Below are 13,542 nucleotides of genomic sequence, written 5' to 3'. Positions count from 1 at the left end.
CTGCTCAGCGCTCGTCGGCTGCGGGTACCCGGACAGCGGCGACGTATGCACGCCGACCGCCGAGCAGGTCCTTCCTGGCACGTACCCGGGCTGTGACGGCGCATGCCTGTTCTGTGTCCATGCGGCGAAAAACCGGTGGCGGTGCGGCCGCGGATTCCGCTCAGGTACGGGTGGCGACGATCAGCTCGTGCAGGTAGCGCTTGGTGACGCTGCCGCCGTGCCGGCTTTCGATCAAGTCCCGGATACAGGTCAGGAGGCCGCCCCGACGGGCCTCGTCGAGCGCGCGGTGGCCCGAGTAGGTGAGCAGCACGTCGACGTACCCGTCGGCGGAGTACGTGATGTCCTGGAGGTATCGGGTGGCCACGACGTTCCCGAAGCGCCCGCCGCGTTCCCACTCTGCCGTGTCCGTGGCGATCTCCGACTCGTCCTGGAGTCGCAGTCCGGGCGGGGTGGCCGGGTCCCAGCGTTCGTAGCAGCGCTGGGCCTGCGCGAAGAAGTCCGTGCTGCCGCCCGCCACGTGCTCGGTGGTGACGACCGCGAGCCGGCCTCCGGGGCGCAGCGCGTCCGCCGGCTTCCGCAGGCGCACGGCCGGATCGAGCCAGTGGAACGCGGTGGCGCACACCACCAGGTCGAACGGCCGGGGCGGCAGCGGCCAGTGCTCGAAGTCCGCCACCTCCACGTCGGCCAGCGGAAATTCCCGCAGCCGCCGCCGGGCCACGGCCGCCATGGCGGGCCCGAGCTCCACTCCCGTGACCCGGCAGCCGAACTCCGCCAGCGGGACGGTGAGTTGGCCGGTCCCCGGAGCCACCTCCAGGACCCGGCTGTCCGGCCCGAGGCCCGCTGCGCGCGCCAACTCGTCGACGAGGGCGCGGGGATAGCGGGGCCGCGCCCGGTCGTACAGCTCCGCGACCTCGTTGAACGTTTCTCGTAGCACTGTTCCCACGCCCCTCGGCCGCCGCGATTCCACCCAGGGCAGAATGCCGACCTCTTCCCCTGGCGTCCAGGAAATCTAGTCTGAAGAGGTGAGCAGCCAAGCGCCGAACCAAGCCCGCGTGATCCCCCTGCGCCCGCCCGCCGCGCGCCCCGGGACCACCGGCCCAGTGTCCGAACGCCCCGTCACCGCCCCTCCCGAGCCCGCCGCCAAGGAACCCCTCCTGCGCGACCTCGTCGGAGACGTCCTGCGGCGCGAACGCCTCGCCCAGGAACGCACGCTCAAGGACGTCGCCGATACGGCCAGGATTTCCATGCCGTACCTCTCCGAGGTGGAGCGCGGCCGCAAGGAGGCCTCCTCGGAGGTCCTCGCGGCCGCCGCCGGCGCCCTGGGCCTGGGCCTCGGCGACCTGCTGTCCCTGGCGCAGGGCGAGCTCGTCCGGCGGACGACGCCCCGGTCCGTCAGGAGCCACGGCCGCTCCACGGCGCCGTACAACGGGCTCTGCCTGGCCGCCTGACGAACCCCGCGGCCGGCGCCTCAGACCGTCACGAGGCGCCGGCTCAGCACCTGGTCGGCGAGCCCGTACGCCACCGCCTCCTCGGCGGTGAACACCTTGTCGCGGTCCATGTCCGCGCGCAGCTTCGCGATGTCGTGGTGCGTGTGCCGCGCCAGGACCTCCTCCACCTGGGAGCGGATCCGCACCATCTCCTTGGCCTGGAGCGCGAGATCGGACACCGTGCCCCGCTGTCCGCCGCTGGCCGGCTGCCCGAGCAGTACGCGTGCGTGCTCGAGGACGATCCGCCGCCCGGGATCCCCGCCGGCCAGCAGTACGGCCGCCGTGGAGGCCGCCTGGCCGACGCAGACGGTGGAGATCGGCGCCTGGACGTACGTCATCGTGTCGTAGATCGCCATCAGCGAAGTGAACGAGCCGCCGGGGGAGTTGATGTAGATCGCGATCTCGTTCTCCGGGGCCGACGACTCCAGATGGAGGAGTTGCGCGATGACGACGTTCGCCACGCCGTCGTCGATCTCGGTGCCGAGGAAGATGATCCGTTCCGACAGCAGCCGGCTGAAGACGTCGTAGGACCGCTCGCCCTGCGGGGTCCGCTCGACGACGTTCGGAATCGTGTAGGTCCCCATTGTCACAGCCCCATCCGTCGCTTCGAGGCGCCCGGGCGGACGTCCGCGAAGGACTCCACGACCCGGTCGACCATGCCGTACTCCCTGGCCTGCTCGGCCGTGAACCAGCGGTCGCGGTCGCCGTCCCGGGAGATGGTCTCCGGGCTCTGCCCGGTGTGCTCCGCGGTGATCCGCTCCATGGTCCGCTTCAGTTGCTCCAGGTTCTCCGCCTGGATCTCGATGTCCGCGGTGGTGCCGCCGATGCCCGCCGACGGCTGGTGCATCATGATGCGCGCGTTGGGGAGCGCGTAGCGCTTGCCGGGGGTGCCCACACTCAGCAGGAACTGGCCCATGCTCGCGGCGAAGCCCATGGCGAGTGTGGACACGTCGTTCGGGATCAGCCGCATCGTGTCGTAGATGGCCAGGCCCGCGTGCACGGAACCGCCCGGGCTGTTGACGTACAGGCTGATGTCGGTGCGCGGGTCCTCCGCGGACAGGATCAGCAGCTGGGCGCAGACCCGGTTCGCGGAGACCTCGTCGACCTGGGTGCCCAGCAGGACGATGCGCTGTGCGAGCAACTGGGCGGCCAGGTGGTCGTCGAAGCGCGTGGGCGCGGTGTCGCCCTCCTCGGCCCGCGGAGCGAGCATGGTGCGTGGAGTCATCGGTTCTCCTCGTGGTGGCGGGGATGCCGTCCACTCCACTCTTGACCTCGGACGATACTCTTCACTGCTTTCTCTGCCCGTGGCAGATTCGCCGAGGGCAGAGCGGGCGCTCAGCCCTTCTCGCGCAGCTGCCGGAAGAACGCCCGCACGTCGCCCACCAGCAGGTCCGGCTCCTCCATCGCCGCGAAGTGGCCGCCCCGGTCGAACTCCGTCCACCGCACGATGTTCTCGGTGCGCTCCGCCTTGTGCCGGAGGGGGACCTGGATCTCGGCGGGGAAGAGGGCGAGGGCGGTCGGCGCCGTCGACGGCTCGGTGGGGCGGGCCACCCGGTCGCCCCTGGCGTGTCCGCGCTCGTAGTAGATCCGCGCGGCCGAACCGGCGGTCCCGGTCAGCCAGTACAGCATCACGTTGGTGAGCAGTCGGTCCCGATCCACGGCCTCCTCGGGCCTCAGGTCCGAGTCCGTCCACTCCTGGAACTTCTCGACGATCCAGGCGAGTTGGCCGACCGGTGAGTCGGTGAGCGCGTAGGCGAGGGTCTGCGGCCGGGTGGAGTGCAAGATCGCATATCCGGTGCCCTCGCTCGTAAACGCGCTCCATCGGCGCCACGACTCGAGCGTGTTCTTCCGCTCCTCCGGGCCGAGCGCGGCGAGTTCCCCGGCGGTCGGTTCGTGGGTCGCCGCCGCGCCCGGCAGCAGGTTGAGGTGGACGCCGATGATGCGGTCGGGGTGGGCGCGGCCCAGCTCCCGGGAGATGGCCCCGCCCCAGTCACCGCCCTGTGCGCCGAACCGCTCGTAGCCGAGCCGCGACATCAGCTCGGCCCACGCGTGTGCCACCCGGCCCGCCTCCCAGCCGGTGTCCGCGGGCGGTCCGGACAGCCCGAATCCCGGAATGCCCGGTACCACGACGTGGAAGGCGTCGGCCTGGTTGCCGCCATGGGCCGCCGGGTCGGTCAACGGCCCCACGATGTCCAGGAATTCGACGATCGACCCCGGCCAGCCGTGCGTGATGATCAGTGGGGTGGCGTCGGGCTCGGGGGAACGGATGTGGGCGAAGTGGATGCTCGCCCCGTCGATGACGGTCGTGAACTGCGGCCACTGGTTGAGCTCCGCTTCGGCCGCGCGCCAGTCGTAGGAGTGCCGCCAGTGCTCGACGAGCTCCCTCAGGTAGTCCGCCGGCACGCCGTACGCCCAGCCCGTGGCGGACAGGTCATCCGGCCAGCGGGCGCGGTCGAGCCGTTCGTGGAGATCGTCGAGCTCGCTCTGCGGGATGTCGATGCGGAACGGATCGATTCTGCGGCTGCTGTCTGCGGGCGATGACGTCATGAATCGGAGCGTAGTTCCGAAGCGTCATGGGGCCACCTGGATTGATGGGCGGCCCGACCGATGAGTTCCGGGCCGAGGATCAGTCGACACAGATGACTGAAGTTTCCACGCCCCAGGAGGTACCCATGGCAACCGACGGTTTCACCACGTGTCTCTGGTTCGACGGCCAGGCGGAGGAGGCCGCCCACTACTACGTGTCCGTCTTCAAGAACTCCAGCGTCGGCAAGGTGGCGTACTACCCCGAGGGAGCGCCCCAGCCCGCCGGCAGCGTGCTGACCGTCGAGTTCACGGCCAACGGACACAAGTTCCTCGCGCTCAATGGCGGCCCCGAGTTCAAGTTCACCGAGGCGGTCTCCTTCATGATCTTCTGCGAGAACCAGGAGGAGATCGACTACTACTGGGCCAAGCTCACCGAGAACGGCGGCGAGCCCGGCCCCTGCGGCTGGCTGAAGGACAAGTACGGACTGTCCTGGCAGGTCGTCCCGGACCGGCTCCAGGACATGGTCACCGACCCGGACCCGGCGAAGGCGGCCCGTGTGACCAAGGCGTTCATGGCGATGAGCAAGTTCGACCTCGCCGCCCTGGACAAGGCCTACGCGGGCGAGTGACGCACCCGCCTCCCCGCACCACAGCGAACCGGCCGCGCCCCCGAGGGGCGCGGCCGGTTCGCCGTCACCGGCGTAACCACTGGGTTTCCGAGGTTAATTTCCGCGCCCGAAGGGTTGGCGCCGCACCGCGCCCTCGTTATCGTTCACGCACTTCACTCAATCGTTCCACTGAACGAATAGCGAGAGGGACGGTCGGTTCATGTCCGACATCCACCACCCGGGACGGCGGTCGGTGCTCGCCGCGGGCGTGGCCTCGGCGGCGTCGCTCGGTGCGTCCTGGCTGCTGTCCGGCTGTACCGGGGCAGCGTCCACCCCCGTCCTGCCGGCCGTCGCGGCGAAGGGCGCCCCCGACCGCGGCGGCACCCTGCGCATCGCCCGGCCGCCCGCCTCCGACGCCGAGACCCTGGACCCGGCGAGCGCCCTGTCGGCGTACGAGTACCTGGGCGCCCTCTACAACCGGCTGGTCCGCGTCGACGCGGACGGCGAACTCGCCCCCGACCTGGCCGAGTCCTGGGAGCCCGACAGCACGGCCCGCACCTGGACCTTCCGGCTCCGCAAGGGCGTCACCTTCCACCACGGCCGCCCCTTCACCGCCGCCGACGCGGCCTACACGCTCCGCCACATCCTCGACAAGGCGACGGCGTCCCCGCAGGCCGCCGTACTCGCCCCGCTCGTCGACCCGGAGCGGCTGCGCACCCCCGACGCCCACACCCTGGTCGTCCCGCTGAAGTCCCCGAACGCCGAGTTCCCGAGCCTCCTCACGCACTACAACTGTTATGTCGTCCCGGACGGCAGCGCGAAGTCGATCGGCCGCACCGGCATCGGCACCGGCCCCTTCAAGCTTGAGTCCTTCGCGCCCGCCGGACCCGGCCGCGTCACCGCGTACCGGGACCACTGGGCGGGCGCTCCCGTCCTCGACGCCATCGCCTTCTACTCGGTCGCGGACATGTCGGCCCGCTCGAACGCCCTGCTCGCGGGCCAGGTCGACCTGCTCTCCCAGACCAACCTCGACTTCGCGACCGCCCGAGTGGTCGCCGCCTCCGACCGGGCCACCATCGCGCGCGTGAAGAACGCCCAGTGGTACGTGCTGCCGATGCTCACCACGGAGAAGCCCTTCACCGACGTCCGGGTACGGCAGGCCATGAAGCTCGCCTACGACCCCGAGCACGTGGTGAAAGTCGCCCTCCAGGGCGCGGGCACCGCCGGCTGGGACAACCCCGTGCCGCCGAGCGACCCCGTCCACATTCCCGCGCATCCCAAGCACGACCCGGAACAGGCGCGCCACCTGCTCAAGAAGGCGGGCCAGGAGGGCCTGGCCGTCGACCTCCACACCTCCTCCTACGACCCGCTGTTCACGCCCATGGCCCTCGCCTACCAGGACTCGGCCAGACGGGCCGGCATCCGCATCCGGGTCAAGACGGCGTCGGCGGACTCGTACTACACGCAGATCTGGATGAAGAAGCCCCTGATGGCCACCTACTGGTTCACCGGCAGACCCGTCGACCAGCTCTTCACCCAGATCTTCCGAAGCGGCTCCTCGTACAACGAAACCGCCTGGTCCGACAAGGACTTCGATGCCCTCCTGGACCGGGCGCGCGCCGAGACGGACGACGCGCGGCGCCGCGAGCTGTACGGCGAGGCGCAGACGACGGTGATCGAGAAGGGCGGGGCGATGACCCCGATGTTCGCCGACCGGCTCGTCGGGATCTCGCGCGCGGTGCGCGGATACGCCGAGCACGGCTTCGAGTTCGACTACCTCGGCATCGGCCTGAAGGGAGCCTGAGCATGCTCTCCTTCCTGGCCCGCAGGATCGCGGCCGCCCTCGGCACGCTCTTCCTCTCCTCCGTGCTGGTCTTCCTCGCCGTCCAGGCCCTGCCCGGTGACGTCGCCACCCAGGTCCTCGGCAAGGACGCCACCCCGGACGCCGTCGCCGCACTGCGGGGGCAGCTCGGGCTCGACCGGCCCGCCTGGGAGCGCTACGCCGACTGGATCGCGGGCGCCACGCACGGCGACTTCGGTACCTCCCTCGTCTCCAGCCGGCCGGTGGGCGGCGAGGTGTCGTCGTACCTCGGCAACTCCGCGCTGATCGCCCTCGTGACCGTCCTCTTCGCCGTCACCGGATCGGTCGTCCTCGGCATCCTCGCGGGTCTGTACCGCGACCGCTGGCCCGACCACGTCATCTCGACCGCCGCCCTCGTCGGCATGAGCGTCCCCGAGTTCGTCGTGGCGACCGTGCTGGTGCTGTGCTTCTCGGTGGCGCTGCCGTGGTTCCCCGCGGTCGTCCTCTACGGCCCCGACGCCACCGTCGGCCAACTCCTGCCCGCCGTCTGGCTCCCCGCCCTCGCGCTCGCCGTGGTCATGGCCGCCTACATCGTCCGCATGACCCGTACCTCGGTGATCGACGTGATGGCGGGCGAGTTCGTCACGACCGCCCGGCTGAAGGGCCTGTCGACCTGGCGGGTCGTCACCCGGCACGCCCTGCCGAGCGCTCTGCTGCCCACCCTGCACGTGATCGCCCTCAACGTCGCCTGGCTCGCGGGCGGCGTCGCCGTCGTCGAGAACGTCTTCAACTACCCCGGCATCGGCAAGCTGATGCTCTCCTCGGTGCAGAACCGGGACCTGCCCGTCATCCAGGCCATCGCTCTGATCAGCGCGGTCGTCTACGTCGTCTGCAACCTCGCCGCCGACCTCGGCGCGATGGCCCTCAACCCCAGGCTCCGCACGCGCGGGAGGACCCGATGACCACGCTCGCCGCAGCCCCGGCGGCCGCACGCGCCTGGCGGACCCTGCGCACCTCGCGCACCGCCGTCCTCGGCCTCGCCGTCGTCGCCGTACACGTCGTGATCGCCGTGCTGGCCCCGCTCCTCACCTCCTACGACCCCATCGCCAACGACCCCGCGCAGGCCCTGCTCGGCCCGAGCCCGGAACACTGGGCGGGCACCGACCAGTACGGCCGTGACGTCCTGGCGCGCGTGCTGTACGGCGGCCGGTACGCGCTCGGCGTGTCCGTCGCCGCGACCGTGCTGACCGTCGCCCTCGGCACGGTGATCGGCTGTGCGGCCGCACTGCGCGGCGGCCTGTTCGACGACGTGCTCGGACGGGTCCTGGACGCGGTGCTGTCCGTGCCCTCCGTCCTGGCGCTGCTCGTCGTCGTGACCGCGCTCGGCACCGGCCCGGCCGTCATCGTCCTCGCCGTCGCCGTCGTGTACGTCCCTCAGGTCGTCCGCGTCGTGCGCGGCGCCGCCCTCGCGGTGGTCCCCGCCGACTACGTCACCGCCGCCCGCGCCCGCGGGGAGGGCACCTGGTCGATCCTGCGCCGGGAGATCCTGCCCAACATCACGGACGTGGTGTACGTCGAGTTCGCTATGCGGGCCTCCTGGGTCGTGCTGCTGATCTCCTCGCTGTCCTTCCTCGGCTTCGGCGCCGACCCGCCGACCCCCGACTGGGGTCTGATGGTCGCCGAGAACCGCACCGCCATCACCGTCGTCCCGATGGCGAGCCTCGCGCCGATCATCGCCCTGGCCACGCTCGTGGTCGGGCTCAACCTCGCGGCCGACGGCCTGTCCAAGGCGTGGGGCGTGGACCGGATCAGGGAGGGCTCCTGATGGCCTCGATCGTTTCCGTGAACTCCCTGTCGGTGGCCTACCGTTCGGGCGGCCGGGACGTGCCCGTCGTGCGCGAGGTGTCCCTGGAGGTCGCCGAGGGGCGGACACTTGCCCTGGTCGGCGAGTCCGGCAGCGGCAAGTCGACCGTCGCCGCGACCCTGCTGGGGCATCTGCGGCACGGCTCCCGCATCACCGGGGGCTCGGTCCGCGTGGACGGCCGCGACGTCTTCGCCCTGTCCGCACGGGAGTTGCGGCGGCTGCGCGGCGGGACCGTCGCGATGGTCGCCCAGAACGCGGGTCATGCGCTCACGCCCTCGATGCGGATCGGGAAGCAGATCGAGGAGGTCGGCGGTGATGTCCCCGTCGTCGAGCTGCTCGAACAGGTCCGGCTGCCCCGCCCCGCCGAGCTGGCCCGCCGCTACCCGCACGAGCTGTCCGGCGGCCAGCAGCAGCGTGTCGCCATCGCCATGGCCGTCGCGGCCCGCCCGAAGCTCCTGGTCCTCGACGAGCCGACCACCGGCCTGGACGTCGTCACCCAGCGCAGCGTCCTCGACCTGATCGCCGCCCTGCGGGACGAACTCGGCCTGGCGGCCCTGCTGGTGAGCCACGACCTGGGCGTGGTCGCGCACCTGGCCGACGAGGTGACCGTGCTGCGCTCGGGCCGGGCGGTCGAGTCGGCGCCCACGCGGAAGCTGTTCGCGGCACCCGAAGACCCGTACACCCGACGGCTGTTGGCGAGCGTGCCGCGCCTCGACGACGCCGGGCTCGCGCTGGTGGGTGAGGCGGGGGAGCGGGAGGTCAGGCCCAAGGCCGGCGTGGCCGCAGACGCCCCGGTCGTCCTCTGTGCGCGGGACGTCACCATCGACTACGGCAGGACCCGCGCCGTGCACGGTGTCTCCTTCGACGTCCGGCGCGGTGAAGTCCTCGCGCTCGTCGGCGAGTCGGGCAGCGGCAAGTCGACCCTCGCGTGGACACTGGCGGGCCTGCGCACCCCGTCCGGCGGCACCATGACGCACGAGGCCGGCGACCTGAACCCGCCCGCGCACCGGAGGCCACTGCCCCTGCGCCGCCGCGTCCAGCTGGTCTTCCAGAACGCGGACACCTCGCTCAACCCCCGCCGCTCGGTGGGCGAAGCGGTCCGACGGCCCCTGCGCTTCTTCGGCACCGCCACCGGTCGTACGGACGCGGCCGAGCGCGCCCGGCAGCTCATCTCGGACGTGCGCCTCGACCCGGCCCTCGCCGACCGCCTGCCCGCGCAGCTCTCCGGCGGCCAGCGGCAGCGCATCGGCATCGCCCGGGCACTCGCGGGCGAGCCGGACGTGCTGATCGCCGACGAGATCACCACCGCCCTCGACGTCTCCGTGCAGGCCGACGTCCTCAGGCTGCTCGACGACCTGCGCCGGGAACGCGCTCTCGCCTGCCTGTTCATCAGCCATGACCTGGCCGTCGTACGCGGCGTGGCGGACCGGGTTCTCGTCCTGCGGCACGGCGTAGTGGTCGAGGAAGGCCCGACGGAAGCCGTTTTTGCCGCGCCCGGGCACCCCTACACCCGGCAGCTGATGGCGGCCGCCCTCGAACCCGACCCTGACGCGCCGACGTTCGTCGAGGACGTCGCCGAGTGGGAGGACGCCGCCGCACCGGACGACCTGTGGACCGACCACGGCGACGGACACCGCGTCCGCCGCTGGAGCCCCGTCAACGCCCCGATCGCCGAAGGAGTTTCGTGAGGTACCGCGAGCAGTTCGAGCGCCAGGTGATCCGCGAGGACGTCTGGATCCCCACCCGGGACGGAAGGACCCGGCTGCACGCCCGCGTCTGGCGGCCCGCCGACGCCGAGTCCGACCCCGTGCCCGCGCTGCTCGAATACCTCCCGTACCGCAAGAGCGACTGGACCGCCCCGCGCGACGCCCAGCGCCACCCCTGGTACGCGGGTCACGGCTACGCCTCCGTCCGCGTCGACATCCGCGGCCACGGCGACAGCGAGGGCACGCCCGGCGACGAGTACGACGCGCAGGAGCTCGCGGACGGTGTCGACATCGTCCACTGGCTTGCCGCACAGCCCTGGTGCACCGGCAAGGTCGGCATGTTCGGCATCTCGTGGGGCGGCTTCAACGCACTCCAGATCGCCGCGCTCGCCCCCGAACCGCTGAAGGCGATCGTCACCGTCTGCTCGACCGACGACCGCTACGACAACGACGTCCACTACACCGGAGGCGCCGTCCTCGGCATCGACATGCCCGCCTGGGCCGGCACCATGCTCGCCTTCGCCTCCCGCCCGCCGGACCCGGCGACCGTCGGCGCCGACCGCTGGCTGCCGATGTGGCGCGAGCGCCTGGACGCCCTCGAACCCTTCCTGCACACCTGGCTGGACCACCAGCAGCGCGACGCGTACTGGCGGCACGGGAGCGTCTGCGAGGACTACGGGGCGCTGCGGGCGGCCGTCCTCGCCGTCGGCGGCTGGCACGACCCCTACCGGGACGCCGTGCTCCGGCTCGTCGAGCACCTGCCCGCCGACCGGGTACGGGGACTGATCGGCCCCTGGTCGCACCAGTACCCCGACCGGGGCCTCCCGCCGGGCCCCGCGATCGGCTTCCTCCAGGAGACCCTGCGCTGGTGGGACCAGCACCTGAAGGGCACCGACACGGGCGTCATGAAGGAACCCCTCCTGCGTGCCTGGATCAACGACCCGGTGCCGCCCGCCACCTCGTACGACGTGATGCCGGGACGCTGGGTCGGCGAGACCGACTGGCCCTCGGCGCACGTCACCTTCGAGAAGCGGGCCTTGGGTGCGAGCGCCCACCCGGTGCTCGTACGGTCCCCGCAGCACACCGGCATCGACGCCGGCCGCTTCTTCCCGTTCGGCAACGCGAGCGACCTGCCGCCGGACCAGCGCGAGGAGGACGGCCGTTCGGTCTGCTTCGACTCGGACCCCCTCGCCGAGCGCGTCGAGATCCTCGGCCGCCCGCGCGTACGGCTCCGCCTGGACAGCGCCACCCCGCGCGCCCACGTCATCGCCCGGCTCTGCGACGTCGCCCCGGACGGCTCGTCCACCCTGGTCAGCCGCGGTGTGCTCAACCTGCTGAGCAGGCAGGGCCGCGAGCGGGCCGTCGAGTGGACCCCGGGGACGTACGAGGACGTCGAGGTCGAGCTCAACGGCATCGGCTACGCCTTCCCGCCCGGCCACCGTGTCCGCGTCGCCGTCTGTGACGCGTACTGGCCGTGGGTGTGGCCGCACGGACAGCGCGGCGAACTGCGGGTGGTCCCCGCCGAGAGCGCCGTACTCCTCCCCGTACGGGAAGCCGTCGACGGCCCGCCGATCCGCTTCGAGGAACCCGAACAGGCCCCGCCGCTCGCCGTCACCTACGACCGGCCCGCCGACCCGGCTCCCGAGCGGCTCGTCACGCACGACGTGGCGAAGGGCGAGTGGACGTTGGAGGTCGACCCCAACTACGGGGGATCGCGGACGTACCCGGACGGACTGCGGTACGAGGAGAGCGCGCGGGAGACGTACCGCATCCGCAGCGACGACCCGCTGTCCGCGCGGGCCGTGTCGGAGTGGCACATCAGGCTGCGGCGCGGGGAGGACAGCGCCGACTGGGCCGCTGAGATCATGGTGCGCACGGAGCTGCGCGCCACGGCCGCGGACTTCGTCATGGACAGCCGCGTCGAAGCACGGGCGAACGGAGAGACAGTGGCCAAGCGCGCATGGCACCGCACCACCCCGAGGACGTCCGGATGACGCCCGCGAAGCCCTCCCAGGCCGCGAAGTCCCCACGTCGTGCCGTCGCCGCCGCCGACCGTACCCGCCAGCCCACCGAGGTGCGCCGACGGCTCATCGTCGAGGCGGCCGTCCCGCTGATCGCCGAACGCGGCTATGCCTCGGTCGGGGTGCGGGACGTGGCCGCCGCGGCCGGAGTGTCCGTCGGTACCGTCACCTATCACTTCGGCAGCGTGCAGGAGATCCTCTCCGAGGCGATGGTGCTGCACATCGAGCGGTACTACGCCGAGCTGAGCGAGGCCGCCGAGCAGGCCTCCAGCGCGGCCGAGGCGCTGCGGCTGCTGGTCGACGCCCTGTTCACCGAGGACACCGACCGGCACTGGCGCATGTGGTTCGACTACTGGAACGCCGGCGACCAGGGTACGGACGAGGCCTTCGCGCGCGGGCAGGCCCAGCGGTACGAGGCCTGGCATCAGCAGATCCGCGCCCTGGCCGAACGGGGCGTCGCCGAGGGCGAGTTCACCGGTGACGACCTCGACGGCTTCACCGTCCGCTTCTCCGCCCTCGCGGACGGACTCGCCCTGCAACGGCTGCGCCAGGTGCCCGCGCTGAGCACCGAGGACGCGCGCCGTCACCTCAACCGGCTCATCGAGACCGAGCTCGTTCGCCGATCACCCGCGTGACCTCCCGGGCGATGCGCAGGATGCCGGGGGAGCGGACCGGGCAGGGCTTCGGCGTGGCCGTCGTGGGCGCCAGGCAGAAGTGCAGGTAGTCCTTGTCGAGGTGGAGGGCGGTGCGGTCCCGGTCGGGCTGGGTGCAGTAGTCCGGGTGGTCGTGCTCGTAGGCGGTGCACGGCAGGTACTGGACCCAGGTCTGCCGGGCACCGGCGGGGCTGACCGTCTTTCCCGCGTCGGCGACGAGATCGCCCGCGGCGGCGGCCTGATCCTCGTAGAGGCTGTTCACGCGCCGTACCCGGTCGGGGGTGATCGGGTCCGGGCCCTGCAGCACCCAGACGATCTTCGGCCGCTTCGCCCCGCCGGCCGCCGCGATCTGCTCGGTGAGCCGCTCGGCGTCCGCGGCGTACCGCTCGAAGTAGTCAGTGGGCGAGTCGTTGTGGGTGATCCCGTCCATGCACCAGGTGTAGCCCCAGGCGTTGCCCCAGAACTGCAGGACCACGAAGTCCGGGTGCAGCGACCGCACCAGGGCGGCCGCCTTGTCCCGGTCGGGGACGAGCGACCGCGCCCCGGTGCCTTCCAGGTAGTCGCACACCGTGGTCCCCGAGTAGGGCGCGCTCGTGTACTTGGCGCCCAAGTCGCGGCGCAGCTCCTCGCCGAGCACCCGCTGGTTCTCCATCGCCAGGGAGTCGCCCAGGTACAGCACGGTGGGCGCCTTCGCCGGTGCGCGCGGCGAGGCGGGCGGCCGCCGGTGCTCGGTGGCGGGGGACGAGACGGGTACGTCGGGGGACGGCGGCGCATCCTCCGGACCGGACGCCGGATCCGTGCACGCGCCGAGCAGCAGCCCGGCCAGCAGCATCCCCACGGCCCACACCCTGCGCATACGAGCCCCCCCGCCCCGGC

Annotated in this window: 13 protein-coding genes; 8 read left to right on the top strand and 5 right to left on the bottom strand. The window is 71.9% G+C overall.

The features are described from left to right. Positions 1–160 precede the first annotated feature (160 nt). Positions 161–934 (bottom strand): class I SAM-dependent methyltransferase, encoded by a 774-nt coding sequence (locus tag QFZ76_RS05565; RefSeq protein ID WP_307672641.1) that lies wholly within the window; start codon positions 932–934, stop codon positions 161–163. A gap of 88 nt (positions 935–1,022) precedes the next feature. Here QFZ76_RS05565 and QFZ76_RS05560 point away from each other — a divergent pair, with 88 nt between their 5' ends. Then, positions 1,023–1,448, top strand: coding sequence for a helix-turn-helix domain-containing protein (locus QFZ76_RS05560; protein ID WP_307672640.1), 426 nt, complete (start codon positions 1,023–1,025; stop codon positions 1,446–1,448). A gap of 20 nt (positions 1,449–1,468) precedes the next feature. On the opposite strand, the gene QFZ76_RS05555 is transcribed toward QFZ76_RS05560, so the two are convergent. The 3 genes from QFZ76_RS05555 to QFZ76_RS05545 form a co-directional block, all read right to left on the bottom strand. Then, positions 1,469–2,071, bottom strand: a complete 603-nt coding sequence (locus QFZ76_RS05555; protein WP_307672639.1) for a ClpP family protease — start codon at positions 2,069–2,071, stop codon at positions 1,469–1,471. A 2-nt stretch (positions 2,072–2,073) separates the two neighbouring features. Then, positions 2,074–2,712, bottom strand: a complete 639-nt coding sequence (locus QFZ76_RS05550) for an ATP-dependent Clp protease proteolytic subunit (protein ID WP_307672638.1) — start codon at positions 2,710–2,712, stop codon at positions 2,074–2,076. A gap of 110 nt (positions 2,713–2,822) precedes the next feature. Continuing rightward, complete coding sequence (locus tag QFZ76_RS05545; protein WP_307672637.1) at positions 2,823–4,034, bottom strand: epoxide hydrolase family protein; 1,212 nt, start codon at positions 4,032–4,034, stop codon at positions 2,823–2,825. A 125-nt stretch (positions 4,035–4,159) separates the two neighbouring features. Between QFZ76_RS05545 and QFZ76_RS05540 the strand changes: the two genes are divergently transcribed. From QFZ76_RS05540 to QFZ76_RS05510, 7 genes are all read left to right on the top strand, one after another. Beyond that, a complete protein-coding gene (locus tag QFZ76_RS05540; protein ID WP_307672636.1) occupies positions 4,160–4,642 on the top strand; it encodes a VOC family protein in 483 nt (160 codons plus the stop codon). Between the two features lie 199 nt (positions 4,643–4,841). Next, complete coding sequence (locus tag QFZ76_RS05535; protein WP_307672635.1) at positions 4,842–6,425, top strand: ABC transporter substrate-binding protein; 1,584 nt, start codon at positions 4,842–4,844, stop codon at positions 6,423–6,425. Positions 6,426–6,427: 2 nt separating this feature from the next. Continuing rightward, positions 6,428–7,384 (top strand): ABC transporter permease, encoded by a 957-nt coding sequence (locus tag QFZ76_RS05530; protein WP_307672634.1) that lies wholly within the window; start codon positions 6,428–6,430, stop codon positions 7,382–7,384. Next, on the top strand, positions 7,381–8,247 hold the full coding sequence (locus QFZ76_RS05525; protein WP_307672633.1) for an ABC transporter permease: 867 nt from the start codon (positions 7,381–7,383) through the stop codon (positions 8,245–8,247). Before QFZ76_RS05530 ends, QFZ76_RS05525 begins: the two co-directional genes overlap by 4 nt. Then, the gene (locus tag QFZ76_RS05520) at positions 8,247–9,974 is read left to right on the top strand and encodes an ABC transporter ATP-binding protein (RefSeq protein WP_307672632.1); all 1,728 of its coding nucleotides are present in this window, start codon (positions 8,247–8,249) and stop codon (positions 9,972–9,974) included. Before QFZ76_RS05525 ends, QFZ76_RS05520 begins: the two co-directional genes overlap by 1 nt. Continuing rightward, positions 9,971–11,986 carry a CocE/NonD family hydrolase gene (locus tag QFZ76_RS05515; protein ID WP_307672631.1) on the top strand — a complete coding sequence of 672 codons (2,016 nt, stop codon included), beginning with the start codon at positions 9,971–9,973 and terminating at the stop codon, positions 11,984–11,986. The genes QFZ76_RS05520 and QFZ76_RS05515 overlap by 4 nt, the downstream gene beginning before the upstream one ends. Further along, positions 11,983–12,648, top strand: coding sequence for a TetR/AcrR family transcriptional regulator (locus tag QFZ76_RS05510; protein WP_307672630.1), 666 nt, complete (start codon positions 11,983–11,985; stop codon positions 12,646–12,648). Before QFZ76_RS05515 ends, QFZ76_RS05510 begins: the two co-directional genes overlap by 4 nt. Here the strand turns inward: QFZ76_RS05510 and QFZ76_RS05505 are convergent. Then, the gene (locus QFZ76_RS05505; RefSeq protein WP_307672629.1) at positions 12,611–13,522 is read right to left on the bottom strand and encodes an SGNH/GDSL hydrolase family protein; all 912 of its coding nucleotides are present in this window, start codon (positions 13,520–13,522) and stop codon (positions 12,611–12,613) included. The two genes, QFZ76_RS05510 and QFZ76_RS05505, sit on opposite strands and share 38 nt — an antisense overlap. Positions 13,523–13,542: the final 20 nt, after the last annotated feature.

Source organism: Streptomyces sp. V4I2 (genome assembly GCF_030817655.1).
GTDB classification, from domain to species: Bacteria; Actinomycetota; Actinomycetes; order Streptomycetales; family Streptomycetaceae; genus Streptomyces; species Streptomyces plumbiresistens.
This window is presented reverse-complemented; position numbering and strand designations above follow the sequence as displayed.

Excerpts from the sequence above, each read along its gene's own strand:
- QFZ76_RS05555 (WP_307672639.1), bottom strand. The coding sequence starts at position 2,071 with ATGGGGACCTACACGATTCCGAACGTCGTCGAGCGGACCCCGCAGGGC.
- QFZ76_RS05550 (WP_307672638.1), bottom strand. The coding sequence starts at position 2,712 with ATGACTCCACGCACCATGCTCGCTCCGCGGGCCGAGGAGGGCGACACC.
- QFZ76_RS05545 (WP_307672637.1), bottom strand. The coding sequence starts at position 4,034 with ATGACGTCATCGCCCGCAGACAGCAGCCGCAGAATCGATCCGTTCCGC.
- QFZ76_RS05540 (WP_307672636.1), top strand. The coding sequence starts at position 4,160 with ATGGCAACCGACGGTTTCACCACGTGTCTCTGGTTCGACGGCCAGGCG.
- QFZ76_RS05535 (WP_307672635.1), top strand. The coding sequence starts at position 4,842 with ATGTCCGACATCCACCACCCGGGACGGCGGTCGGTGCTCGCCGCGGGC.
- QFZ76_RS05530 (WP_307672634.1), top strand. The coding sequence starts at position 6,428 with ATGCTCTCCTTCCTGGCCCGCAGGATCGCGGCCGCCCTCGGCACGCTC.
- QFZ76_RS05525 (WP_307672633.1), top strand. The coding sequence starts at position 7,381 with ATGACCACGCTCGCCGCAGCCCCGGCGGCCGCACGCGCCTGGCGGACC.
- QFZ76_RS05520 (WP_307672632.1), top strand. The coding sequence starts at position 8,247 with ATGGCCTCGATCGTTTCCGTGAACTCCCTGTCGGTGGCCTACCGTTCG.
- QFZ76_RS05510 (WP_307672630.1), top strand. The coding sequence starts at position 11,983 with ATGACGCCCGCGAAGCCCTCCCAGGCCGCGAAGTCCCCACGTCGTGCC.
- QFZ76_RS05505 (WP_307672629.1), bottom strand. The coding sequence starts at position 13,522 with ATGCGCAGGGTGTGGGCCGTGGGGATGCTGCTGGCCGGGCTGCTGCTC.